This window comes from Acidithiobacillus sp. IBUN Pt1247-S3, from assembly GCF_041146875.1.
Classification (GTDB): Bacteria; Pseudomonadota; Gammaproteobacteria; order Acidithiobacillales; family Acidithiobacillaceae; genus Igneacidithiobacillus.
On sequence record NZ_JBFRXP010000004.1, the window covers coordinates 120,884 to 145,999 of the forward strand.

The window sequence follows — 25,116 nt, forward strand, 5'->3', positions numbered from 1 at the left end:
CCAACGCAACGAGGATGATCATGACATTGCTGAGGCCTTTCCTGTGGCCGCGTGAGCGGATAACTGCACACATTCTGCGCTCGGTGTTGAGCTATTTCGTTATTGCTTGTGCGGTGGTGTTGGCATTGTTGGCGATTGGTCAATTGAGCCAGATCCTGCAACAAGTGGCCTCGGGGCAGCTCCCGCTGCATGTGGTCTTGCAGTTGCTAGGTCTGAGTATCCCCACTCTTTTAGTAACTGTTTTGCCTCTGGCACTCTTTTTCGCCGTCTATCTAGTCTTTGCCAATCTCTACCGCCATAACGAGATGATGGCCATCCATGGCGCCGGTATTGGTTTGCGGAAGTTATTCCTGGGATTGCTGCCAAGTGTTTTTATCCTCGTTCTTCTGGAAGCGGGGCTTGCCCTATGGTGGGCGCCCGCGTCACAACAGCATTTGCAGGATGAGAGTGCGCGCCTCGCTGCCGCTGCCGCACAAGCGCTGATTCAGCCCGGTAGTTTTGCCCATATCCCCGACGGGCGGGTGATCTACGTGGGGCAGGGAGCCGGCGCCAAAGATCGTTATCACGAAATCTTTATCGACCTTTCGCGCACCGGCGCCCCAGATTATGCAACGGCGGCCTTTGGCGAGATCCAAATTGACAAAAAGGCCGGCGTTTCGTTGCTGCTTATTGATGGCCAGCGCTATCTCGGTCAACCTGGGCAAGCTGGATACAAAATTTGGAGCTTTGCCCGCTACCGCGTGGACTTAGCGGCTCCGCAGCAGGGAGGGATTGCGACTTCCTGGAGCGCAATGTCTTTACCGCAGTTGTTCGCGCGGCTCGGGCCGCCGAATGAACACGCGCATGCCCTGGCGGAGCTGGAGTGGCGTGCTTTCTGGCCGTTGTTCATTCCTATTGTTGTACTCTTGGCCATCCCGCTTGCCTACGCCGAGCCGCGCCGTCCGGGGCGGGCCGGAGGGGTCCTGATTGGGATCTTGCTGCTTTTGGGTGCGAACAATCTCTTGGTGGCCTTGAAAGAGAACCTGATTCAAGAAAAGATCCTGCCGGTGCCGGGGCTGTTCTGGACCTGGATCTTGTTGGCAGTTTTGGCTTTCTATTTGTTTTACCGGCGACAGGCCGATTTGCCGATTCTTCCTACCTGGATGCGCGGGGTGTTGCCATGAAGCGAGCCGATGCGTTGCTGTTTCGCGGCATGTTCTTTTACAGCGGCTTAGTGTTGATCGTGCTGCTTGCGATGGTCTTTGTTGCGCAGCTGATTGCCAAGGCCTCTGGGCCAGGCCATGGACATTGGACGACCGGGCTATTGTTCCGCTATGTCGCCTTGCAAATGCCAGAGACGGCATACACCGTGATCCCTTTGGCCTTGCTCATTGGTGCCTTGATCTGGATCGGTATGTTGAATAGCCATTCTGAGATTACGGCCTTGCGTATGGCGGGTTGGTCTCTTGGTCGTCTACAGCGGCCCCTGCTGGGAGTGGGTCTGCTGGCGGCGCTCTCCATGTTTGTTTTGGGCCAATGGATTGTGCCCTATAGTTCCCTTGCGTCGGAGTTGCTCTGGGCCAATGCGGGCACCCACAGCTTTCAGGAGCTTGGTAATGGCGGCCTGTGGTTGCGACAGGGACCGATGCTCATCCGTATCCAATTGGTAGGCAGCAACGGTACCCAGTTACGACAGATACGAATCTATTATCCGCAGGCTGGAATGGTGGGCATCGCAAAACAGGTTGACGCACAGGCTGCTACCTATCAAAACGGACACTGGATCTTGCGGGACTTGCGTGAATACCAGTTGGGCGATCACGCAGTACAGATTTCTACCGCTGCGCAACAGAATTGGTCAGTGCATTTGCAGCCCGAAACACTGCGTAGTTTTGCGCATCACACCCGCACCATGACGCTGCAATCACTATGGCGCAACGATCGCGATTTGCAAGGCGGCGTACTGGCGATGAACCGCTTTGCATTGGCATTCTGGCAAAGGATTACCTACCCTTGGGTGGGGTTGATCATGATCTGCTTGGTAGTGCCGATGGTCATCCGCAACCCCCGCGCGGGCGGGGCGTATTATTGGATCGCCGCTGGTTTAGCTCTCGGGATCTCGTTTCACTTCTTGACGCAAATGTCTGGGTTCATCAGTGTCGCTGGCGGCATTCCGCCTTCGCTTGCCACCCTGACCCCCATGGCGCTGTATGCCGCGCTGGCCTGGTTTCTCTATAAGCGGCACATCTGACTGTGAGTTGAGAGTAGAATAGCGTTGCCCTTGCCTCATTGAGCATTGTTGCAGCAAACTACAAGCTATGATTCGGACTCTTGAGGCACAACCGTGAATGAGTCAGCACTAGTTGTAGCGTTGCAGGAGTTTTCTAACTGGCGCAATGAGTTGGCGGCGCTGGTCGAGCAGATCTCTGCCTTTTCGCATCGCCTCGATTTATTACCGAGCGGTACAATGCTCCGTTTGGAAATATTGGCGCGAGAAATTCGTGAAGAGCGAGTTGTTATCTCTTTCTATGGTGAGTTTGCGCGGGGAAAGTCTGAGTTAATAAATGCCCTGTTTTTTTATAACCAGAAATACCGCTTTCTACCATCTGGCGTCGGACAAACAACCATGTGTCCAGTGGAAGTCTGTGCTGCAAGTGACGCCAGTATCGATTTTTTACCCATGCAGTCAAGTAGCATGCACCGTAATATTCAAGATCTGAAGAAAATGCCGGAACACTGGCAGCGCATGCCGATTGCTCTTGTCGATATGGAGAAAACGCAAGCCACACTGCGCCAAATTCAGGAGACTCAGTGTGTCCCTCTCGCAGAAGCGCGGCGCTTCGGCCTCTGTCCGCCATTAGATAGCACGCGCCCCCAACTAACCCATTGCCCTTCCTGTGGCGAAGGCCGAGTAAAAATTTCACGTTGGCGCTACGCATTGTTACGTTTGCCACACCCTTTGTTATCTGCGGGTTTGGTAGTCATTGATACGCCTGGACTAAACTCTTTGGGTAGCGAGGCTGATTTAGGTTTAGATGCAACCAGAGGTGCAGATGCATCCATCTTTGTTTTGGCGGCAGACACCGGAGTTACGCAAAGCGATTTGCAAATTTGGGAACAATCACTGGCAATACATAGCCGTCGGCGTCAGTTGGTAGTACTGAACAAATGTGATCTACTTTACGATGAGATCGAATCGGCGGAGTCGCGCGCGGAGAAGATGTTGGCGCAGCGGAATACCAGCGCCAGTCGATTGCAAGTGAACTTCAACCAGGTGGTGGCGATTTCTGCTCGTGAGGCATTGATTGGTCGGCTTCGGCAGCAAGAGGATCGGGTTCGTGAGAGTGGCATCGAAGACTTAGAGAATGGTATCGGAAACATTCTTATTCCGGAAAAACGTAAAGAGATTGCAAATAGTACAAAATCTATTCTGCAAAGGGTGATAATTGATCAGCGTTTTGTTTTGGAAGAGCAGCTTCAATCGGTTGGCGCGGATATGGAGAGCATGCGTAGATTAGAAGCGCAAGCAGGAGATCAAGTGCTTTCCCTGATTGATAGGCAAAGAAAAATCATTGATAATCTTGCATTAGACAGAGATCAATTTTTTCGTCTGCAAGGTGATTTAAATGCGCAGGAAAAGCGCCAACTATTGGATCCTCTCTCCCTGGAGGGGCTTGACGAGCTTGTAGAGCGTGCAAAAAATGACATGCTTGCTGTGTGGACGACGTTCGGTATTTATGAGAGCTTTGGAAAGTTTTTTGCCGATACGATCTCCGGGTTCGACGAAGCGCTCGCGCGTGCAAACAGGCTGTCAGATAAAATGATGAGTTCCTATAGAGCGTTAGAGCAGGTTTATGCGCTTCCTAAACTGGATACTTTGCCCTATATTCTGTTGCCAAGAAGAGCTGAGCTTCTCGCTTTGTCTGATTATTACGAACGTTTTGGAAAACGCCTGGAAATTGCTGCCTACCCTCAGGGTGTTGTGGTTCGTAAGGCCTTTTTCAATTTAGCGAAACAGGTCCGTAACTTCGTTCTCGAAACTCGGCGCGATCTGTTGGGTTGGGTCGAGGAAACTTTTGACCTGATGAATGCTCATCTACAGCGCTGCAGTGCTCAGGCGCAGGAAAAATTGATTGCCCTCACCGCTATCGCGGAGTCGTCGGCCAGCATTCAGCAAAGAATTGAAGACCTGCGTTTGCGAGAGGCCCGCATCAATTATGAAATGGATGAATTGGCCTCTCTGCAGAATGAGCTTGATCAGTACTTTCAATCCATTCCAGACATTCCAGGTGCTGCGTGATGATCTGTTTCTCTGCCGATCATGATTTTTTCTGTCTCAGTGTATCTTCATCAAATGCCCGATCCAGGTTTTGCGACAACTGCAATACCTGACGGAAAAGTTGCGGGTCGGCATCATCCGCTTGGCTGCGTAGCCGTAGCTGCGCCAAACCGGAAAAACTATCCGCTCGGGTTACTTCCGATGCGACGCTAGTGCATTTGTTGCTCTTGTAGGTACTCGCCAGTACTTCGCTGGCAAGCGGGTCGTGCAGAGTTCCAGCTTCTGCTGCGCGCACAGCGCTAGCCACATCCTGGCCGTGGAGCAGGGAAAAATTCACATGGCTCTCCAGAAATTCGATTAGTTCGGCATAGGTCATCGGTACACTCCTGCTAGTTGGGGCGCATGCCACTGTTGAGAGATACCCGACAGCTCTCGGCAACGCGCTGAAAATAATACTGTAGATCCAAGGGAAGGGTAACGCCGTCGAGTAGGCGGAGAAGCTGGAAATCGGCACAGAGAACCAGATCAATGAGCGACAGGCGGCCCAGGTAGAAACGCTGTTTAGCCAACAAGTTGGCCAATGTGCTGAGACGCCCGCGTTGGGCAAGCTGTTGGTAGCCGCCATAACGGTCGTTGGCCAGGGCTTCCAGGCTCTGGGCAAAACGGCGCTCAGATTCCTGGCGAAAGTATTGCAGATCTTCCGGGTCATCAGAGATTTCGGAAAACGCAGGTTGCACCGGCACCAGCAGGCGTTGTAGCAACGAATCAAGGCCTTGTCGCCACTGGCAGAATGCCTGCCAATCGTCTGTGGTGATAATGCCAGCGTATAGAGATTCTCCGCCCAGCATTGCATCCAGCTCGGGGAGGTCGCTCAACTCCCCACCCCAGTTGCGGTCAGCGGTTTGCAAAATGGGCAGTCGTGCATGTCCCAAATCAAACGCGGTCTCCAGATCTTGCAGTGGCCGAGCTTCTTGCCGGTAGTCGAGTGCCTTGGCGCCAAGGAGCAGACGTAGACGCAGTGCCTGGGGATCGGACCAGTGAAAATACAAAATCGGCTCAAACAAGCTCGACACGCTCCAATACAGCGGTCCACTGTGCCTCGGTAATAGGCAAAATAGACAGGCGGTTGCCCTTACGTATCAGTGGGCTGTCAGAAAATACCGACATCCGGCGCAATTCGTCCAGGGAGACTACCGAAGTAAGGCGTCCGCGAAAACCGACATCCACTAGATCCCAACGGGGAGTCTCCGCTTTGGAATTTGGGTCGTAATACTTGCAACTCGAATCAAACTGCGTGGGATCGGGATGCGCGGAGGTCCGCACATCGGCTACCCCCACGATTCCCGGAATCAGGACGCGAGAGTGGTAAATAAAAACACCATCTCCGGGGGTCATTGAACGCATAAAATTGCGTGCCTGATAATTGCGAATTCCATCCCAGGGCTCTTGGCCGCGCTCGGCTAGATCATCAAGAGAAAAGGCCTCTGGTTCGGTTTTCATCAACCAATAGGCCATCGATTATGCCTCCAATTCGATGGTCTGCCCCAGACGCCGCTGCAGAATTTTGCCCAAATATGCCGGCAAAGTCTGACCCGAGCGGGCATCCACCCAAGCGCCGCTGGCATCTTGATCAAAACGTGCCGGCCCGTCGCTGCAGGCTAGCCAGATCTGTTCAACCACTGCTTGCCGATTGAGGATGATTTCGCTGTCATCAGGCAAACGCAGGGAGAGTACGCTGTCGATGAGATCGGCTTCGACATCTGGAGCCTGGGCTTCGATCTGGTCGAGCAGCCCCTGTAAACACTCTTCCACTGCTGCGGCAAAACTCTGCGTCATCCGTTGTCTCCTCTATTGGCGCCATGATCGCTTTCTCGGCTCTGCGGGGCAAGTGCTTGCTGCTATCGAGCGCAACCAGATACGCTGCTCCTTGCGCAAGATAGCGCGGCTGCTGCCATGTAGCATGAGCCCGCTTCCCTCTGGCTGGGGCTGTAGGTGGCCGCGGGCAAGGAGGTGGCGGAAGACCTGCTGCCAGTCCCGAGCCGGCAAGCGCCGCCCAATGCCAAAGACCTGCAGGCGATGATGTTGTGCCTGGCGTACACGCGGCGTGTCGCGGCCGATGAGGATGTCGATAAGGTGTTGCACGCCGCAGCGCTGGCCACTGCGGTAGGCTGCGGAAAGGGCCATTTGCGCGGCTTCGCTGGCATCCCAGAGTGGCGGTGGTTGTAGGCAATTGTCGCAGTTGCCGCAAGGTTTACTGAGGGTTTCGCCAAAATAGCCGAGGAGCTTCTGCCGGCGGCAGCCGACTTCTTCCGTTAGATCGAGCATGGCCTGCAGTCGTTCTTCCTCGACGCGCTGTTGTTCGCTGCTGGCGCCGGATTGTTGAATCATCTGTCGCAACCAGAGGAGGTCTTGCAGGCCATAGTGCAACCACGCCTCCGCCGACTTACCGTCGCGTCCGGCGCGACCCGTCTCCTGATAATAGGCCTCAATACTCTTTGGTAGATTGAGATGGGCGACAAAACGTACATCGGGCTTGTCGATGCCCATTCCAAACGCAATGGTGGCGACCATGATCTGCGTTTTGCCGTTGAGGAAGTCCCTCTGGTGGACGCTGCGCTGCCCGGCAGGAAGACCCGCATGATAGGGCTGCGCGCGATACCCCAAACTCTGCAGCCAGCTAGCGGTTTCCTCGACCTTGCGGCGCGACAGACAATAGATGATTCCGGCGCCACGGCGACCGCGTAGGAACTCCTGCAAGGCTTCGCGCCCATTGCCTCCTTGTTGCATCTGGTAGCGAATGTTGGGGCGGTCGAAGGACTGCACGAAGACTTCGGCATCACCCAGCGCGAGAGATTCTTGAATTTCCGCACGACTGGACAGATCGGCGGTGGCGGTGAGGGCAATGCGCGGCACCTTGGGGAAGAGGGCGCGTAAGCGGCCAAGTTGACGATATTCTGGGCGAAAATGATGCCCCCATTGGGCTACACAGTGGGCTTCATCGATGGCAAAGAGGCTGATGCGCAGCTCCCGCAACAGGCGCAACATACGTTCTTGCAGCAGACGCTCGGGGGCACAGTAGAGGATCCGCAGTTCTCCCGCCCGCAAGGTATTTTCAAGGTCGTCTTGTTCCACTATCCCGGAATGCAGGGCGGCCGCGGCGATACCCCGCTGGCGCAGGGCCTGAATTTGATCTTCCATCAAGGCGATGAGCGGTGAGATGACGACTGCGGTGCCCGGCAGCGCCAGGGCAGGGATTTGGTAGCAGAGAGACTTGCCGCCCCCGGTGGGCATCAGCACCAGGGCGTCGCCACCGCCGAGCAGCCGCGCAATGATGGCGTCCTGTGGCGGACGGAATTCTGCGTAGCCAAAGACCTCTCGGAGAATTCGCCGCGCTTGCGCCAGCTCAGGGGATGAAGCGTGTGTCATCTGCAACGCGGACGAGATTGGCAGCGGCTAACAGGGTACAACTGCTCGCCCAAATGAGTGCAGGGAAGAGAAGTGCCAAGAAAATGAGGGTAAGTATGCCGGTAAAAGCTGGACTATGGGTGGCATTTCCAGCACTGATCAGAGCAGCGGCTGCGGCGAAAATGCTGACAAGGAGGAAAGCGATAGCAGCCAATACCAGCCCTACCAAGAGTGGGAAAAACAGCCAGCCCAGCCGATCGCCAAGCAAGCGTGTGGCACTGTGCAAAGAGTCGCGCGCGCTCATGCCGTAGGCTGCGTACAGTGCATACGCATACTGAAAAAAGGTGCCGATGAAATAGGAAATGACGATGGTGAGCCAAAAACTAGGGCTTTGTAGGATCGCCAGGGCTGCAGCGGGGTCTGTATGACCTTGCAGCGCGAGATAGCCAGAGGACTGCAGTAAAAGAACGTTGATAATGGCGGGTGGCAGGGCCAGGAGCCATGCTTCGCGCTCGCGCAGGCTCCAAAAGGGCGCTAGTGCCTCATAAGGGCGGCTAGTGCTAGCCAGGGCGATGGCGCGAAAAAAGCCAATCAGTAAGACGTTAGTCCAAAGACTTTCCAATATCGTCCAGAGCAAACGCAAAGTGGCAATCTGCTCTGTGGCAACACTGAGGAGGGCAAAACCGAATACGGCGACCAGAGCGAGGAGCAGCAAATTCAGTGCAAGACGCCAGAAATGGGTACGCAGGATCTGCCCGGCACCGGAAAATACCTGGCCGACACTTAGGCGGGCGGCACTGTAGAGAGGTTCAGGCATGGGGGAGGCGCTCCAGTTTCTTGCTTGCTGATGGGGTTGCAACCCCGGAAAAGCCGTCACAGTTGACCTGCACTATGGCGGCAGGAGTCTGATCGATGCGTGCCGCAGTGAGTTGGCGCCCCCAAACGCAGCCGCTATCCAGGGCGAGTAGGCGGTCATTGACCAGTAAACCTTGGGTGGCCCAGTGACCGCAAACAAGTGCACCCTCCTTCTGCCGGGCAAAAAAGCGCTGATGCCAGGGGAGATAACTGGCATCCGGGGCATCATTCGTCCATGCGTAGAGGCCGTCATCCCGCACCCAGCGCGCGCGCGTAAAGACTGCGACACGAAAGCGCTGGGCGTCTTCTTCGTTGCGGCAGTCGCGCCAGCGCTGGGGTGCCTCACTTTCCCACAGACGCCGCAGGAAACGCTTCCAGTTCTTACCGCGCAGGGCGCGCTGTATCTCTTCTGCATGCCCATCCGCATCGGCCAGGTTCCACTCGGCATCCAGGGCGGCGTGGACCATGCTCCAGGGCAGTTGTCCATCGCGATAAAAGAACGGCTGTTCGCGCAGCCAATGGAAGTAGTCATTGGCCTTGCTGTCAGCAAGGAGTGCAGCCAGGGTATCGCTCTTCTTGGCCTTGGCCACTGCGGCCCAGCGGCTGATGGCATACAGGTCATGGTTGCCGAGGACCAAACGAATTCTGTCCTGTTGTTCATAGGCCCAGGCGAGGGTCGCGTGGCTCTGCGGGCCGCGGTTGATCAGGTCGCCGGCAAACCATAAAGAATGATAGGGCTCTACGCGAGACAACAGCTCTCCGAGCGCAGTAAAACATCCCTGCACATCGCCAATTGCATAGGTCCCAGCCTGCTCGCTGGCAAAATCGCTACTCAAAAACTGATCACCTGATCGCTGGTTTTCATGCTGCGGACAAGAGTCGCCATATTGCCAATCTTTACGCCAGGGAGGAAGGGGTCGGTGTTGTCACTGGGGAGGGCAACGGCATGGAGTTCACCGCCAAGCTCTTTGATTTCTTCGAGCAAATCGTGATGAGCCGGGTGCGAAATACAAGCCTCTTTACGCAGAACGGCAACCGCCTCCTCCAAAAAGAAAACTTTGACTTCAATGTCATCTGCAAGCGCGGCGATGGCAGTGCGCAGGGCATGAAGCACGGGAGCGCCTTCACTACCTGCGGCAGCGCGGATTAAAACCGTCCAATGCATGGTGTCGTCTCGTTGCATCGCTGCGATTCTCCATCTCGAGGTGGACGACGAACTGATTGCGTTGCCACGCCATTTCTTTGAGTGTAGCAGAGATTCTGCAGGCGTATGGGCGGCGTGGCGATTTTCCGCCAAGATGGGTACACTTGCTGCAATTTTTATCGCAATCACAAAGGGCAATACGCATGGTAGATATGGCAGAGCAAGAACCGATTTTCATGATCGAGCGGATTTACATCAAAGATCTCTCCTTCGAATCACCCAATGCACCGCAAAGCTTTACGCTGGCCGAGGCCCCTTCCGTGGACGTCGGCTTGAACACGGAAACCCATGAAGTACCAGGGTCACCTGATTTGATTGAGGTGGTATTGACGGTGACGGTCAATGCCAAGAGTTCCGACAGTACGTATTTTGCCGTAGAAGTTCAGCAAGGCGGGCTTTTCCGCTTGCAGAATATTCCCGCGGAGCATCAGCCGGTGCTTCTGGCAGTGCATTGTCCTACCATTCTCTTCCCCTATGCGCGCGAGGCAGTGGCAGACTTGGTCGGGCGCGGCGGTTTCCAGCCCCTGCATCTGCATCCGGTGAACTTCGAGGCGCTCTATCAGCAGGCGCAACTTGAGCAAACCCAGCACACCACTCAGTAAGAAGAGATGGTAGTACGAACGGTGCTTGGGGCCGGCCATTGGGGCACGGCCCTCGCCGTTACCTTGGCGCGCCGCGGTGACAAGGTGCGCTTGTGGGGACGATCACTCCCAGATTTGGCGCGCAGTGCAGAATCTATTCTGCCATTTTTCCCCCAGGTGCTGTGGCCACCGACGCTGACCTTGACCTGCGATTGGGAAGAAGCCCTGCGCGGCAGCCAAGAGTTGGTAATTGCCATTCCCAGCCACGGGGTGCGGGACTCCCTGCGACTTCTACGGCAATCGCTCCCGCACAGCGTTCCCATTACTTTGGCGAGCAAAGGTCTGGAGCGCGACAGTCAAGCACGTCTTGATGAAGTCGTTGCCGAGGAAATTCCGCAGTGGCCTTGGGGAGTGCTATCTGGTCCTAGTTTTGCCAGCGACCTTGCCTATGGCAGGCCCCTGGCAATGACTTTGGCTAGCCACTCCGCACACTATCTGGATACACAGGTCCCGGCATGGCGTTCTGAGCAGTTGCGTATCTATCCCAGTTCTGATGTCGCTGGCGTCTGTTTGGCCGGCGCCATCAAGAACGTATTGGCTATCGCCGCCGGTATCTCTGATGGGTTGGGTCATGGCGATAGCGCCCGCGCCGCCTTGATTACCCGTGGTTTGGCGGAGCTCCTTCGGTTGGGCGTGGCCTTGGGCGGTCAGGCCGACACCTTTTTTGGGCTTGCTGGTGCTGGCGATCTGATTCTCACCGCGAGTAGTGATCTCTCACGCAATCGGCGCCTGGGTCTTGGCATCGGTGCTGGCAAGCCGCCAGCCCAGGTGCTGCAAGAACTCGGTGAAGAAGTAGAGGGATGGCGCAGCAGTTTTGCCCTGTATCATCTCGCCCAAGCACGGCACATTGAGATGCCTATCGTGCGCGAAGTATACCGTGTCTTGTATGAAGGTCGTTCTGCGGAGGAAGCGTCCCGCGCCCTGATGCAGCGCGTGCAGACGGAGGCCAACTAAGTTTGGCTATGTTGCGCCTACCCGGTGGTACCGATCTGTCGCGGCGCATCCCCTTCGCGCCCTTTCGTACCATTGGCATTCTCTTGGTGCAATTCGTCGTATTTGCTTTGTTACTGCTGGGTGTTCTGCTGGTGCATACCAATCAGGACCTGGCGAAGCTGAAAACCTATACCGCGAATATGATTCGCATCGCGCAAATCAATCACAATTGCAGCCTCGCATGGCGCCAGCACGGCGCAAGCGCAGCAATGCAGGTATTGGCCGTGAATCTGCAGCAGCTGCCCGTAACCTTTGCTGCAGAAGGGGGCGGAGAGCAGCTCCAAGAGCTGCGAGCACTTGCCGCGCAGGGCAATCCAGCAGACCTGCCGCAGGTCTTTGCCGATCTCAGTGCCTGGAACCTTGCCGCCCACCTGCATGGGCGCGGTCTGGTACTCGCTGCTGGGCATGATTCCCGCTACACCCTCATCGGCTCAGTGATTGCGCTGGTTGCCTTCATGATTTTCGTCATTGTCACTCTGATCTTTTTTCGCACCCGTATTCTGAGTCCTTTACGCCGGTTGCAAGAGGCGATGTATTCCCTCGAGTTGGGTGCCTTTCAACGGGTAGGTGAAGGGCATGCCGACCCGGGAATCGTCCCCTTGCTGCGCTATTACAATCAGATGGTAGGGCGACTGGAGGAATTGGAGCGGCAACGGCGACAATATTTGCAGGATTTGCAACAGGAAGTGCACGAGGCAGCGAGTACTCTGATGGCGCAGCAGGCAGCCATGACCCGTTCCGAGCGCATGGCTGCTGTAGGTGAGGCCGCCGCCGCCTTTGCGCATGAACTGCGCAATCCCCTCGCCGGACTGCAGGTCGGCTGTGCCAATATCCGCCGCGAAATCGACGATACCGAGCTGGATGCCCGACTGGCGTTAATGGAGGAAGAACTGCGGCGCGTAAGTCGCCTGCTCGACCAGCAGTTGCGCGGCGCGCGACAGGCGCGGGAGACCGGGCAATGGGTGCGCCCCGGCGAGGTCGCGGAGGCGTTGTTGAATCTGATCCGGTATCAACTGCCTCCAGAAATCCTCTTGCACCTCAACGTTGCCGCCGATTTGGGCTCGTGCATGCTACCTGTAGATCAATTTCGTCAGGCATTGCTCAATTTGGTGCTCAACGCGCGACAGGCGCTCGATGAACAAGCGGGAGATATCTTGGTGGAACTGTGGCGCGGCAAGGACGGTCGTATACGTCTAGTGGTGGCCGATAGTGGTCCAGGTTTTCCGGCCACCCTGTTGCGCGATGGCATTCGCCCATTTGCCAGCGCCCGCGAACAAGGCACCGGCCTAGGCTTGGCAATGGTGCGCCGCTTTGTGCGCAGCCTGGGTGGTGGCGTGCAACTTGCCAATCGACCACAGGGTGGCGCTGAGGTTACCCTGAGTATTCCGTGTCCTGCCCAAATAGAGGAGTCCTCGCGTGGCTGATCCCCTGTTGATCATCGAAGACGAGATCTTCCTCGGGCGGGAGATGCGTCGTTACTTTGAGAAGGAGGGATGGCAGGTATTCTGGGCCGAGCGTCTGGCGGATGCCGAACAGCTCCTTGCCGATGACCTCAATCCCATGGTCACCCTGGCCGACCTCAATCTGCCTGATGGCAACAGCCTCGATTTGCTCGAACGCTCGCGTGAGCGGGGTCTGCAGGGCGAGTGGATTTTTCTGACCGCCTACGGCAGTGTGCCGGATTCGGTACGCGCATTACGCCTGGGTGCCTATGATTTTCTTGAAAAACCCTGTGAGATGGAGCGCCTGGCAATGGTGGTGCGCTCTGCCGGGCGGGCGGCGCGAGCGCAACGACGGGTTGCGGACGATACCAGCCAACACGGCCGGCGCTACAGTGCTTCGGCCTTTTTGGGCACCAGTTCGGCGGCACAACGGGTGCGTGAGATTTTGCAGCGCTTGGCCCAGGTCCCTTACAGTGGCCTGATCATCTCTGGGGAAACCGGCACCGGCAAGGGCCTCGCAGCGCGCATCCTGCATTACAGCGGATTGCGACGCGAAGGGCCGATGGTGGAAATCAATTGTGCCGCCTTGCCCCGCGAACTCCTTGAGTCCGAACTCTTTGGCTATGAGGCCGGGGCATTCACCGGTGCCACGTCGCGCCATCGCGGCCTGGTGGAGCAAGCGAATGGGGGTAGTCTCTTTCTTGATGAAATTTCCGAGATGGACCTTGATCTACAGGCCAAGCTGCTCAAGGTGATCGAGGATCGTAGCCTGCGACGCTTGGGGGCGGATCGCAGTATTCAGGTTGATGTGCGTTTTCTCGCCGCCAGTAATCGAGACCTCGATGCGCTGGTCGCAGGCGGGCGTTTCCGCGCCGATCTCTACCATCGTCTCAGTGTCGTGCGCCTGGCTCTGCCCGTGCTGCGCGAGCGCAAGGAAGACCTACATGAATTGGTGCCGCATTTTGTGGCGGAGTTCAATGCCCATGCGGGTAAGCGGGTGCGTCACATCAGTCCGGCGGTGTGGTCGGCGCTGGAAGACTACGATTGGCCAGGAAACGTACGGGAGCTGCGCAACGTAGTCGAACGCGGTGTACTTTTTTCGGAAGGAGAGGATTTGCCCCTGGAGTGGCTACAATTGCCGGGCATGACCAGCATGGCTTCCTGCCCAGCATCTGGTACTTGTCCCCTGGACGATCGGCAACAGGTTATCTTGCCCATTGACGGTAGCATGGACCTGGATACGATGGAGCGAGAAATCCTGGCTCGGGTGTTGCAGTCCACCGATCACAATGTCACCCAAGCGGCACGCATCCTGGGCACTACACGGGAAACATTGCGCTATCGTATCCGCAAATATGGCCTAGCCAACGAGGAAATCTGAGCCTTGCCGCGTTTCGGAACTTGCGCACACGGCTGCTGGCGTTTACAGTCCCGCCTTAATTCCTTCGGCATGGACGTAGAATGACCGATAATATTGCCCCGGAGCAGGCCCCAGGAATCATCGATCGGGACGCCGCCCTGTGCTATCAAACGGCGAGCCTGCAGCGCGTCTCGCGTACCTTTGCCTTGACCATTCCGCGCCTGCCTACAGGCTTGCAGGAAGCGGTCGGCAATGGCTATTTGCTCTGCCGCATCGCTGATACCATCGAAGACGATCCGCTGCTCAGTTGGGAGGCCAAGGCGCATTGGCAACGGGTCTTCCTCGCGGTACTGCGCAAGGAAAGGCCCGCTGCAGAGTTTGCCAGCGGCTTTGGCGCGGTGATGGCGGCGGAAATGCCCGAGGGCGAACACGATCTTATTGCCCATAGCGCGGCGGTGGTGTCGTTGACCCATTCCTTTAATGCTGTGCAGCAAAATGCCCTGACTCGGTGTGTCGAGATCATGGGCGCGGGGATGGCGGACTTTCAGCGTCGCGCCTCACGTGCTGGACTCCGTGACCAGGCGGATATGGACCACTACTGTTATGTGGTGGCTGGCGTCGTCGGGGAAATGCTCACCACGCTGTTTGTGGAGGAGGAGCCGCGCATGCTTGCTGGCACTGTCGATCTCCCCGCCTTGGCCGTGTCGTTTGGACAAGGTCTGCAGATGACCAATATCCTGAAAGATCTGTGGACGGATTGGGAGCGCGGCGTGCTGTGGTTGCCACAGGACCGCATCCGTGCCCATGGGCTTACACCAGAACAATTGCATCCCGCTATGGACCACCCCGGTTTTGCTGCTTTGCTCGCAGAAATGTTGGCGTTGGCAGCGCAACACCTGCGTAACGCCCTGACCTTTACGCTGCAAATCCCGGCAGAGCAGACGGGGATGCGGGATTTCTGTCTCTGGGCCATTGCTATGGCCGTCCTTACGCTACGGCGTATTGCCGAGAATCCTGGATTTCGTAGTGGCGACGAGGTCAAAATCAGTCGCGACAGTGTCCGCAACATCGTCATGCTTTCTCGCCTGTTGCACCGTTTTGATCCCTTGCTCGACCTCGCATTCCGTGTCGCTATCAAACCATTGCCCAAGGAGCGGTCATGCTGATGCCGACGACACGGTATGGCGTTGCCAGCAGCGTGTACACGCCATTGCAGGAGACGATCGCGGCCGCTCTGGCCGCGTTGCGGCAGCGGCAGGCGGAAGACGGACACTGGTGCTTTGAATTTGAGGCAGATTGCACGATCCCCGCTGAGTATATTTTGCTGATGCACTATATGGACGATATTGACGTCCTGCTACAGAGCAAAATTGCCGTGTATTTACGTCGGCACCAAGCTGAGCATGGTGGTTGGGCCTTGTACCACGGCGGTCAATTCGACATGAGTGCCTCGGTAAAGGTCTACTACGCCTTGAAGCTTGCCGGCGATTCCCCCGCGGCCGGACATATGCGCCGTGCGCGGGCGGCTATCTTGGCGCATGGTGGCGCCGAGCGCGCCAATGTCTTCACGCGCATTACCCTGGCGCTTTTTCGCCAAGTACCATGGCGCGCAGTTCCGTTTATCCCGGTGGAAATGCTCCTCTTGCCGCGCTGGTTCCCTATGCATATCAACAAGGTGGCATCTTGGTCGCGTACGGTCATGGTGCCCTTGTTCATCCTCTGCAGTCTCAAGGCGCAGGCGAAAAACCCTTCTGGCATTGGCATCGCGGAGCTCTTTTGCCAGCCGCCATTCGAAATTCATGATTATTTCGCTTGTGCGCGCAAGGGTATTGTTGCCCGTGTTTTTCTCGCCATGGATCGCTTGGGGCGAGCGCTGGAACCATTCCTACCCGGCGCCTTGCGCCGCCTTGCCATCCGTCGTGCGGAGGCGTGGTTTATTGCACGTTTGAATGGGGTGCATGGAGTGAACGGGATTTTCCCCGCCATGGTCAACGCCCACGAAGCCCTGGCGCTGCTCGGCTATGCCGACGACCATCCCTATCGCCAGCAAACGCGTCAGGCATTGCAAAATTTGCTCATTGAGAGAGGCGAAGAAGCGTACTGCCAACCCTGTGTTTCACCGATTTGGGATACCTGCTGGGCGTTGCGCGCCTTGCTCGAAATCACGCCGGAACCGGAAAACGATGCCCTGGCAGCTATGCGCTGGCTGCTGGAACGGCAGATTACCGATGCCCCCGGAGACTGGCAGGAGAGCCGCCCGGATCTGCCAGGTGGTGGCTGGGCCTTTCAGTATGAAAATTCCTACTATCCAGACTTGGATGATACCGCGGCAGTGGCCTGGACCCTACATTTGGCCGGTCGCTCCGAGGATCGCCAGGCGCTGGAGCGAGCTGCGGACTGGCTGGTGGGCATGCAGTCGCGTGATGGTGGCTTTGGCGCCTACGATGTCGACAATACCCACTATTATCTCAATGAAATCCCGTTTGCCGATCACAAGGCATTGCTAGATCCGCCTACGGCAGACGTCAGTGCCCGGGTGCTGACCTTTCTGGCTGCACTGAATCGTCCGCAGGATCGCCCGGCTATCCAGCGCCTCGTGCGCTATCTGCTCAATCAGCAAGAAAAAAACGGTTCCTGGTTTGGGCGCTGGGGGAGCAATTACATCTACGGTACCTGGTCGGTGCTGATCAGTTTTGCCGAACTGTGCGACACGGCTCTGCAGCCAGCCATGGATCGTGCCACGGCATGGCTCAGTAGTGTGCAGCAGGCAGATGGCGGCTGGGGGGAAAGCAACGACTCCTACCTTGACCCCGGTCTGGCGGGGCAGGGGCAATCGTCGACTGCAGCGCATACGGCTTGGGCTTGCCTAGCGTTGATGGCCGCCGGTGACCGCGACAGTGACGCCCTGCGGCGCGGCATCCAATGGCTGCAAGAACATCAGGGCGAAGACGGCGAGTGGCATGATCCCTGGTTTAATGCTCCGGGTTTTCCGCGCGTCTTTTACATCACCTATCACGGTTACAAACTCTATTTCCCGTTATGGGCCCTCAGCCGATATCAGAACCTGCACCCCAGCGCCTAGGTCTGGTTGTTGCCTTGGCGGTCGAGGCCAAAGCGCTCGGGCTGCATGCCGCGCGTACTGGGGTAGTGCAGGATTATGGGGCTGGCCACCTCGCCGTTCTGTCTGGGATGGGATCGGAGGCCGCGATCCAGGCCGGCAGGATGTTGCTGGCAGCGGGGGCGGATGTGCTGCTGAGCGTCGGCACCGCAGGTGCCCTGCATGCCGACTTGCAGGCCGGCGATCTTTGCATCCCCGAGCAAATTTTATGGCAGGAAGGCGCTTATCCCGTCGACGTTGCTTGGGCTAGCGGATTTTCTGCCCGTTATCCGCAGGCGCGGCGAGGGAATTTGTTGTCGGTGGACCGAGTACTGGTCGATCCGCAAACAAAGGCTCTGCATGCGCAAGCAGCGCTGGCGGTAGATATGGAAAGTGGGGCGCTTGCCGCCCTGGCGGTGGCGCAGGGACGTCCATTTTTTGCCTTGCGCGTGATTGTCGACAGTGCAGATAGCGGACTGCCAGACGCTGTACGCTACGGTGTCGATGCCCTGGGTAGGCCGCGCTTGCCTGCATTTTTGTGGCAGCTCTTGGCCCGCCCGCAGGATCTGCCGCAGCTGATCAAACTGGGGCGCCAGATGCAAAAGGCAGAAGCGACTTTGCGCCATTTGCGTAGCGAATTAGAAAGGGGGGGGTCTCCATGCGAGCACTGATTACTGGCGCCTCAGGTTTTGTGGGTAGCGCCGTCCTGCGGCGCTTGGTGCTAGAGGGCGTGCCCGTGCGAGTCCTCGCGCGCCCAGGCGCGGACGACAGCGCATGGAAAGAGCTCCCCGATGTTGAGCGCATTGAGGGCGATCTTTGTGACGCAGGCAGTCTGCAGCAGGCGGTGGCTGGCTGCCGCTGGGTCTTTCATGTAGCCGCGGATTATCGGCTCTGGGTGCCCGATCCAGAGTCCATGTATCGCGCTAATGTCGACGGGACCGAGGCGTTGATGCGTGCCGCCATTGCCGCCGGGGTTGAGCGCATCGTCTATACCAGCAGTGTGGCGGTGTTAGGGTTTCGCGCCGACGGGCAGCCCAGTGATGAAGAGACACTGTCGACTCTGGAAGACGTGATCGGCCATTACAAACGCAGCAAGTTTCTCGCCGAGGCGCGGGTGCATGCCTTGTGCCACGAGGAGGGGGCGCCCATTGTTATCGTCAACCCCTCAACCCCTATCGGACCAGAGGACCGTAAGCCAACCCCGACGGGGCGCATGGTGCTTGAAGCAGCGGCAGGACGCATGCCCGCCTACGTCGATACCGGCCTCAACGTTGTGCATGTGGACGATGTAGCGATGGGGCACTGGCTTGCCCTGCAGTACGGTAAAGCCGGAGAACGCTATATTCTCGGTGGGGATAATCTATCGCTGCAGGCTATCCTCACCCGTATCAGTGGTCTGACGGGGCGGCCCTCGCCGCGCCTGCGACTGCCCCGGCGTCTGCTCTACCCCATTGCCTGGGGATCCGAGGCTTGGGTGCGTTGGCGCGGTAAGGGTATTCCGCTGGTCAGCATGGATGAGCTGCGTATGGCGGCGCATCGTATGTATTTCGATTCGCGCAAGGCGGAGCAGCAACTGGGGTACACTCATCGCCCCGCCGAGGAAGCCCTGCGCGACGCCGTCGCCTGGTTTTCTGCAAACCAGTACTATTGAGCCCGTGCTGATTGCCGCCTATTTTTTTGCCACACTGGCCGGACTTTCCTGTATCTATTGGGCCCTCGCCTGGTGGCGGGTGGAGGCATGGCGGCCGCAGTTGCCCGAGGATTCTTGTCCCGGCTTACTGGCAGACGGTCCCGGCGTCAGTATCCTGAAACCCCTGCACGGTGTTGAGGCGGAGCTGGATAAAAATCTGCAGAGTTTTTTGGCGCAGAACTATCCCCGTTACGAGATGATTTGTGGTGTGCAAGACCCCGCCGATCCCGTTCTGCCTCTGCTCGCGCAATTGCCCGCCCAGACCAATCTGCATATCCTGCAGCATGACTGTTCTCTTGGCAGTAATCCCAAGGTCAACAATCTGGCAGGTATGCTGGCACAAGCGCAATATCCGGTTTTGTTGTTAGCGGATGCGGATATTCGCGTGGGGCCCGATTATTTGGCGTGTCTGGTCGGAGAGCTCAACCAGCCGCAGGTAGGAATCGTGAGTTGTCTGTATCGCGCGCGACCCGTTTCGAGTTTTTGGTCGCAAGTTTTGGCCGTACAAATTCAAGAACATTTTTTACCATCAGTGCGCCTTGCCTCTGCGCTCGGTCCTAACATCTACTGCGGCGGTGCCAGTATCGCCCTGCGTCAGGAGCAGCTTGAGGCGCTGGGCGGATTCGCTGCCCTCCGCAATGCGCTGGCGGATGATTATGCCTTGGGCGCTGCTGTGCGTGGCTTGGGATATCGTAGCGTGCTTAGCGACTATGTCGTGGAGACTCTGGTGGCGGAAGAGAGCTTTATCAGTTTCTACGCGCACGCCTCCCGTTGGGCGCGTACCACACGGGCCGTACAGCCCTGGGGACATGCCTTTTCGTTTTTGACCTACCCTTTGCCCCTGTCCTTGCTTGCTGCGTTGTTTTGGGAGGGGTGGACTTGGCTGGGGGTGGTGCTGGTCCTGTGCTTGCGCCTCGTGTACCATTGGCGGATTGTGCGTAGGCTGCGATCACCGTTGCCTGCGAAAGCGGTGTGGATAGCAGACATCCTGGGGCTGTGGATCTGGGCGCACGCGCAAATTTCTGGCAAGGTGCGCTGGCGTGGCCGCAAATTTTCCATTGACGCCCATGGACAAATGCACGACGGAGTAGAACGATGACGATGAAAACCTTGTTCCTGCAGGCACCCTCCTTCGAAGGTTTTGATGGCGGTGCCGGCTCTCGCTATCAGGCCAAGCGTGAAATTCGCTCTTTCTGGTTCCCTACTTGGTTGGCCCAGCCCGCTGCAATGATTCCCGGCAGTCGCCTGCTTGATGCACCACCTGGCGACATCACGGTGGAAGAGACCCTGCGCGTTGCCGCCGGCTACGAACTTTGCATCATGCACACCAGCACGCCCTCCTTCCCCTCCGACATTCGCATGGCAGAGATGCTCAAGGCGCATTATCCGAAGATGGTGATTGGCTTGGTGGGTGCCAAGGTGGCGGTGGAGCCCGAGGAGTCCTTGCAGGCATCGCCGGCTATCGACTTTGTGGCGCGCGAGGAATTTGACTATACCCTGAAGGAGATCGCCGAGGGGCGCCCGTTTGCCGAGGTGGATGGCATCAATTACCGCGATGCTAATGGCCTGCTGGTGCGTACCCCCGACCGTGCGATGATTGAAGATATGGATGCCTTGCCGTTTGTTTCGGAGGTCTACAAGCGCGACCTGCATATTGAAGACTACTTCATTGGCTACTTAAAGCATCCGTATATTTCCTTCTACACCGGGCGTGGTTGTCGCTCGCAGTGTACCTTCTGTCTTTGGCCGCAGACCGTGGGCGGGCACCGTTACCGCACCCGCAGCGCTGCCAGTGTCATCGAAGAGGTGAAATATATCCAGAAGGCCTTCCCTCAGGTGCAGGAAATCTTCTTTGACGACGACACCTTCACCGACGACCGTCCCCGCGCCGAGGAGATCGCCCGTGGCTTGGGCAAGTTGGGAGTTACCTGGTCCTGCAACGCCAAGGCCAATGTCCCCTACGAAACTCTCAAGGTGCTGCACGAAAACGGCTTGCGCTTGCTGTTGGTAGGCTATGAGTCCGGTAATCAGCAGATTCTCAACAACATCAAGAAGGGACTGAAAGTCGAGGCAGCGCGGAAATTTACAGCCGATTGCCACAAGCTGGGTATCGTGATCCATGGCACTTTCATCCTCGGTTTGCCGGGCGAAACCAAAGAAACCATCCAGCAGACCATCCAGTTTGCCAAGGAGATCAATCCGCATACCATCCAGGTCTCTCTTGCGGCACCTTACCCGGGCACCTATCTCTACAATCAGGCAAAAGAGCAGGGCTGGCTCACGGAAGAGGACGAGGCGCACCTGGTCAACGATCGTGGCGTGCAGATCAGCCCCATGAGTTATCCGCACCTCAATCACACGGAAATCTTCGATTCTGTCGAGGTTATGTACAAGAAATTCTACTTCCGTGCCGGCAAGATCGCCGAAATTACCGGCGAGATGTTGCGTAGTTCGCAGATGATGAAGCGCCGCCTACGTGAGGGGGTAGAGTTCGTACGCTTCCTGCGTCAGCGCCACGGTTGAGTGTGGCGGGCGACCGTCGCGTTATTTTCAATGCAGATGACTTTGGTTTGGATGCTGCGGTCAATGCCGCAGTCGCTTCGGCGCATCGGCAGGGAGTTCTCAACAGTGCGAGTCTGATGGTTTCGGCCGCGGCGGCGGCCGAGGCAATCCGTTTGGCGCGTAGCATGCCCAATCTTGGAGTTGGTTTGCATTTGACCCTGGTGGATGGTTATCCGGTATTGCCTGCTTCACAAGTTCCTGATTTGCTCGATGAAAATGGCAGATTTTCTAGCGATCTCTGGCGGCGTGGCTTTCGTTATTTTTTTATCTCTAGAGTGCGACGCCAGCTTGCTGCAGAGATTTCTGCACAGTACGCGGCCTTCGCTGATACTGGGCTGCGCCTTGACCACGTAAACGCCCACAAACATCTACATGCGCATCCGACGGTGCTGAATTTACTTATTGAAATTGGCCAGCGCTTTGCGTTGCGCGCTGTGCGCATCCCCCGCGAGCCTGTGGGATTGGCGCGGCAGTTGGCGCCAGTATCTGGTGCCGCAGCGTTGGGAGCCCATCTGCTTTTGCCTTGGGTGGGGCGTATGCGCCGGGTGATTCGTTCTCAAGGCCTGTTCTGTAATGATCTGCTCTTGGGTCTGCAATCCACCGGACAGATGGATGCCGAACGCGTGCGGCGCGCCTTGGCCACCGCGCCTGTGGGGCAGGTTACGGAATTGTATTTTCATCCAGCACAAGAGCAGACTGCGCATCTGCGTCAACTAATGCCGGGCTATCGTCCAGTCGCAGAGTTGCAGGCGCTCTGTGATCCAGAACTCACGGCATATTTGCGCGCCCAGGGCATCCATACGGGAAATTACGATGATTTCGCCCGCAGCTGAGCGTTTTCTTGCGCGTCTTGGTACGCATTACATGCGTGCCATTTGCCGGCTCATGGCGTTTTGCGTGCGCCATGCCAAAGCCACCTTCGCTTTTTTCTTGTTGCTGTTGGTGGCGGGGTTGGCGTTTATCGTTACCCACTTCGCGATGAACACCAACACCAGCGATGTGTTGTCCCATGATTTGCCCTTTCAGCAGCGGGAAATCGCCTACAAGAAGGTATTCCCCCAAGATCGGGATAGTATTGTCGTTGTCCTGCAGGGTAAAAACGCGAGTTCGACGGGGAATGCCGTCAAACGCCTACAGGCTTGGGTAGAGGCCAACCCTAAATATTTTCGTAGTGTCTATGTTCCGGGTGGCGGAAAATTCTTTGAGCAGAATGGATTGCTCTATCTGCCAGTACAGCAGGTGCATGCGTTTGCGCAGCGAATTACCAATGCTCAGCCGCTCATTGCCAGCCTTTCTGCCAATCCCAGTTTGGCGGGAATGAGTGACCTTTTGCGCGAAGCTGCGGAACAGAGCGTTAAGGGTGGTGTCGACGTACAGGGGCTCGTACCCGTGTATGATGCCTTTACCAAGAGCATCGATGCGCAGCTCGTCGGGCACCCCGAACAGATCTCCTGGGCGAATCTGATGGGCGGGAGTCTGGCGCATCTTGGTCCTAAGCAGCGTTTTGTAATCATTGAACCTACCCTAAATTACGGCAGCCTGCAGCCAGCGGAGGCCTCCATCCAGTTCTTGCGCAAGGGCTTGGATACCTTGGGTATCAACGCTGCGCACGGTGTCAGCGTGGGTATTACCGGCCAGGCAGTGCTGGATGCGGAGCAACTTAAGACCGTGAGCGAGGGGGCATTTACTTCTCTCGCGATCACTTTTGGTTTAGAAATTCTGCTGCTAATCATTGCGTTGCGTAGTACTCGGCTGGTCATCGGCGTACTCGCCAATCTTATCTTCGGCATTATTCTGACCACGGCTTGGGCATTGTTGGTGATTGGGCCGTTTAATCTGATTTCGGTTTCCTTTGCCATCTTGTTCATTGGCTTGGGTGTCGATTTCGGTATTCAGTTTAGCCTGCGTTTTCGCGAGGAACTCTTCAATGGCGCGAGTCACGAAGAGGCCATGCGCCAAGTGTCGCGGGGCTTGGGGGCGGCGTTGTCGCTTGCGGCAGTGGCGGCGGCGATCAGCTTTTTTGCCTTTGTACCCACCAGCTATGCGGGGATCGTCGACCTGGGCCTGATCTCTGGCGCCAGCATGTTGATTGGGCTGCTGCTCACCATTACCTTGCTGCCGGCCTTCCTGACCCTTTGGCCATTGTCTGCCAAGGCGCGCCGCCACGTCGATTTTCCACATTTTCAGCAAGTGCCTACGCTGGCGCGATACCCCATTCATCGCTATGCCTGGATTGTGCTCATAGTTGTCGCTGGACTTGCAGTTGCAGCGGTACCCGCAGCGTTGCAGGTACGTTTTGACTTTAATCCGTTGCACATGATCGATCAACACGCGGAGGGGGTGAAGGTCTTTGAGTCCTTACTCGCCAATCCAGACACCGCGCCCTACCGTATTGAGGTCCTGGCAAAAAATCTGGGGGATGCGCAAGCGATCGCGAAGCGCGTCGAGAAAGTGCCAACCGTGGCACGTGCCTTGACCGTTGCGGACTACATCCCACAAGATCAGGATCCAAAACTCGCCATTCTCAATAACCTACAGATCCTCGTGCCACCGTTTTCCCTGCTCATGCCGGCAGGTCTCACGCCACCGGCGCCGGATACCGTGGAAAAAATGGCGAAGCTGCAGGAGAAATTGCATGTTCTCGCCAATCAGAATAAGGGCGCGCAAGGGGTCGCAGCCGGACGCCTAGCGGATGCACTGGGGCGTTTTTTGTCCACAGACGCGCACAATCCCAAGGCCTTGGCGTCTCTGCAGGATTCCTTGCTCGGTACTTTGCCCGGAGAGTTACAACAACTCGGCGAGGCGTTGCTAGCCTCGCGCGTGACCCTCGACAATTTACCCAAGGATCTGCGCAGTCGTTATCTTGCCAGCGATGGTCAGGCGCGCGTTGAAGTCTTTCCCAAGGCCGACCTGACCAACAATCAGAAGATGTTGCACTTCGTGTCCACGGTGCTGCAGGCGGAACCCCGTGCGGTTGGGGCGCCGGTGATGTTGGTGCAGGGAGGAGAGGCAGTATTGGGCGCTTTCCAGGAAGCAACCTACATTGCCATCGCTGGTATCGCTCTACTGCTATTGCTATCTCTGCGTCGCTATCGAGATATGTTATTGATTGTATTGCCATTACTGCTCGCAGCTTTGTTTACCGTGGCCGCGATGTCGCTACTGGGAGTGAGTTTCAACCTTGGTAACATCATCGTTCTGCCGCTGCTGATTGGTCTGGGTGTGGCATTCGGCATCTACATTGTTTTACGCTGGCGCAGTGGTGTCGATGCCGCGCATCTGCTACAGACCTCGACGCCGATGGCGGTTTTCTTCAGCGGCCTGACTACCCTAAGCGCCTTCGGTAGTATGGCGTTGTCCGTAGATCCCGGCATGGCCAGTCTCGGCGATGCCCTGAGCATTGCATTGGCGATCGTTTTGCTCTGTATTCTTATTGTCTTACCGGCTCTTTTGTTACTGTTTACTGCTTCTCCACGCGAGGAAGGAATTGTCCAGGATGAAGGTAGTTGAGCCTGGATGTGATGATTCGGCCTTAATTTTACCCCGGCTACCGTCCCGCCGCGTGCTGGCAGGGCAAGATCTACGCCGGGTTTTATCCAGAAAACGATG

Annotated in this window: 23 protein-coding genes; 15 read left to right on the forward strand and 8 right to left on the reverse strand. The window is 57.0% G+C overall.

Annotated elements, in window-relative coordinates; all coding sequences use genetic code 11:
- Positions 1–20 precede the first annotated feature (20 nt).
- The 3 genes from lptF to AB4090_RS04410 all read left to right on the forward strand — a co-directional run bounded on the left by lptF (position 21) and on the right by AB4090_RS04410 (position 4,279).
- On the forward strand, positions 21–1,163 hold the full coding sequence (lptF, locus tag AB4090_RS04400) for an LPS export ABC transporter permease LptF (RefSeq protein ID WP_369572648.1): 1,143 nt from the start codon (positions 21–23) through the stop codon (positions 1,161–1,163).
- Positions 1,160–2,230: an LPS export ABC transporter permease LptG gene (gene lptG, locus AB4090_RS04405; RefSeq protein WP_369572649.1), complete on the forward strand. Its 1,071-nt coding sequence runs from the start codon at positions 1,160–1,162 to the stop codon at positions 2,228–2,230. The genes lptF and lptG overlap by 4 nt, the downstream gene beginning before the upstream one ends.
- 93 nt (positions 2,231–2,323) lie before the next feature.
- The gene (locus AB4090_RS04410; RefSeq protein ID WP_369572650.1) at positions 2,324–4,279 is read left to right on the forward strand and encodes a dynamin family protein; all 1,956 of its coding nucleotides are present in this window, start codon (positions 2,324–2,326) and stop codon (positions 4,277–4,279) included.
- A 19-nt stretch (positions 4,280–4,298) separates the two neighbouring features.
- On the opposite strand, the gene AB4090_RS04415 is transcribed toward AB4090_RS04410, so the two are convergent.
- The 8 genes from AB4090_RS04415 to AB4090_RS04450 are packed head-to-tail and all read right to left on the reverse strand — an operon-like array spanning position 4,299 to position 9,815.
- Positions 4,299–4,634, reverse strand: a complete 336-nt coding sequence (locus tag AB4090_RS04415) for a hypothetical protein (RefSeq protein ID WP_369572651.1) — start codon at positions 4,632–4,634, stop codon at positions 4,299–4,301.
- Positions 4,635–4,647: 13 nt separating this feature from the next.
- A complete protein-coding gene (locus AB4090_RS04420) occupies positions 4,648–5,322 on the reverse strand; it encodes a glutathione S-transferase (protein ID WP_369572652.1) in 675 nt (224 codons plus the stop codon).
- Complete coding sequence (locus AB4090_RS04425) at positions 5,315–5,758, reverse strand: EVE domain-containing protein (protein ID WP_369572653.1); 444 nt, start codon at positions 5,756–5,758, stop codon at positions 5,315–5,317. The genes AB4090_RS04420 and AB4090_RS04425 overlap by 8 nt, the downstream gene beginning before the upstream one ends.
- An 18-nt stretch (positions 5,759–5,776) precedes the next feature.
- A complete protein-coding gene (gene cyaY / locus AB4090_RS04430; protein WP_369572654.1) occupies positions 5,777–6,094 on the reverse strand; it encodes an iron donor protein CyaY in 318 nt (105 codons plus the stop codon).
- 12 nt (positions 6,095–6,106) lie between these two features.
- Positions 6,107–7,684 carry a DNA helicase RecQ gene (gene recQ, locus AB4090_RS04435; RefSeq protein ID WP_369572655.1) on the reverse strand — a complete coding sequence of 526 codons (1,578 nt, stop codon included), beginning with the start codon at positions 7,682–7,684 and terminating at the stop codon, positions 6,107–6,109.
- Entirely contained in the window at positions 7,662–8,480 is an 819-nt protein-coding gene (locus tag AB4090_RS04440; protein ID WP_369572656.1) for a hypothetical protein, read from the reverse strand. The genes recQ and AB4090_RS04440 overlap by 23 nt, the downstream gene beginning before the upstream one ends.
- Entirely contained in the window at positions 8,473–9,354 is an 882-nt protein-coding gene (locus AB4090_RS04445; RefSeq protein ID WP_369572657.1) for a symmetrical bis(5'-nucleosyl)-tetraphosphatase, read from the reverse strand. Before AB4090_RS04445 ends, AB4090_RS04440 begins: the two co-directional genes overlap by 8 nt.
- Positions 9,351–9,815, reverse strand: a complete 465-nt coding sequence (locus tag AB4090_RS04450) for a DsrE family protein (protein ID WP_369572658.1) — start codon at positions 9,813–9,815, stop codon at positions 9,351–9,353. Before AB4090_RS04450 ends, AB4090_RS04445 begins: the two co-directional genes overlap by 4 nt.
- A 59-nt stretch (positions 9,816–9,874) precedes the next feature.
- On the opposite strand from AB4090_RS04450, the gene secB reads away from it, so the two are divergent.
- From secB to AB4090_RS04510, 12 genes are all read left to right on the forward strand, one after another.
- Positions 9,875–10,324: a protein-export chaperone SecB gene (gene secB, locus AB4090_RS04455; RefSeq protein ID WP_369572659.1), complete on the forward strand. Its 450-nt coding sequence runs from the start codon at positions 9,875–9,877 to the stop codon at positions 10,322–10,324.
- A gap of 6 nt (positions 10,325–10,330) precedes the next feature.
- A complete protein-coding gene (locus AB4090_RS04460) occupies positions 10,331–11,317 on the forward strand; it encodes an NAD(P)H-dependent glycerol-3-phosphate dehydrogenase (RefSeq protein WP_369572660.1) in 987 nt (328 codons plus the stop codon).
- A gap of 8 nt (positions 11,318–11,325) precedes the next feature.
- Positions 11,326–12,780: a sensor histidine kinase gene (locus tag AB4090_RS04465; protein WP_369572661.1), complete on the forward strand. Its 1,455-nt coding sequence runs from the start codon at positions 11,326–11,328 to the stop codon at positions 12,778–12,780.
- Entirely contained in the window at positions 12,773–14,179 is a 1,407-nt protein-coding gene (locus tag AB4090_RS04470; protein WP_369572662.1) for a sigma-54-dependent transcriptional regulator, read from the forward strand. Before AB4090_RS04465 ends, AB4090_RS04470 begins: the two co-directional genes overlap by 8 nt.
- 80 nt (positions 14,180–14,259) lie before the next feature.
- The gene (locus tag AB4090_RS04475) at positions 14,260–15,324 is read left to right on the forward strand and encodes a squalene/phytoene synthase family protein (RefSeq protein ID WP_369572663.1); all 1,065 of its coding nucleotides are present in this window, start codon (positions 14,260–14,262) and stop codon (positions 15,322–15,324) included.
- Positions 15,318–17,240, forward strand: coding sequence for a squalene--hopene cyclase (shc, locus tag AB4090_RS04480; RefSeq protein WP_369572664.1), 1,923 nt, complete (start codon positions 15,318–15,320; stop codon positions 17,238–17,240). The genes AB4090_RS04475 and shc overlap by 7 nt, the downstream gene beginning before the upstream one ends.
- Positions 17,198–17,926, forward strand: a complete 729-nt coding sequence (locus AB4090_RS04485) for a 5'-methylthioadenosine nucleosidase (RefSeq protein ID WP_369572665.1) — start codon at positions 17,198–17,200, stop codon at positions 17,924–17,926. The genes shc and AB4090_RS04485 overlap by 43 nt, the downstream gene beginning before the upstream one ends.
- Complete coding sequence (gene hpnA, locus AB4090_RS04490; RefSeq protein WP_369572666.1) at positions 17,914–18,906, forward strand: hopanoid-associated sugar epimerase; 993 nt, start codon at positions 17,914–17,916, stop codon at positions 18,904–18,906. The genes AB4090_RS04485 and hpnA overlap by 13 nt, the downstream gene beginning before the upstream one ends.
- A gap of 4 nt (positions 18,907–18,910) precedes the next feature.
- Positions 18,911–20,044: a bacteriohopanetetrol glucosamine biosynthesis glycosyltransferase HpnI gene (hpnI, locus tag AB4090_RS04495; protein WP_369572667.1), complete on the forward strand. Its 1,134-nt coding sequence runs from the start codon at positions 18,911–18,913 to the stop codon at positions 20,042–20,044.
- The gene (gene hpnJ / locus AB4090_RS04500; RefSeq protein ID WP_369572668.1) at positions 20,041–21,468 is read left to right on the forward strand and encodes a hopanoid biosynthesis associated radical SAM protein HpnJ; all 1,428 of its coding nucleotides are present in this window, start codon (positions 20,041–20,043) and stop codon (positions 21,466–21,468) included. The genes hpnI and hpnJ overlap by 4 nt, the downstream gene beginning before the upstream one ends.
- Before the next feature lie 2 nt (positions 21,469–21,470).
- On the forward strand, positions 21,471–22,340 hold the full coding sequence (gene hpnK, locus AB4090_RS04505; protein WP_369572669.1) for a hopanoid biosynthesis-associated protein HpnK: 870 nt from the start codon (positions 21,471–21,473) through the stop codon (positions 22,338–22,340).
- The gene (locus AB4090_RS04510; RefSeq protein ID WP_369572670.1) at positions 22,321–25,017 is read left to right on the forward strand and encodes an MMPL family transporter; all 2,697 of its coding nucleotides are present in this window, start codon (positions 22,321–22,323) and stop codon (positions 25,015–25,017) included. The genes hpnK and AB4090_RS04510 overlap by 20 nt, the downstream gene beginning before the upstream one ends.
- Positions 25,018–25,116 lie beyond the last annotated feature (99 nt).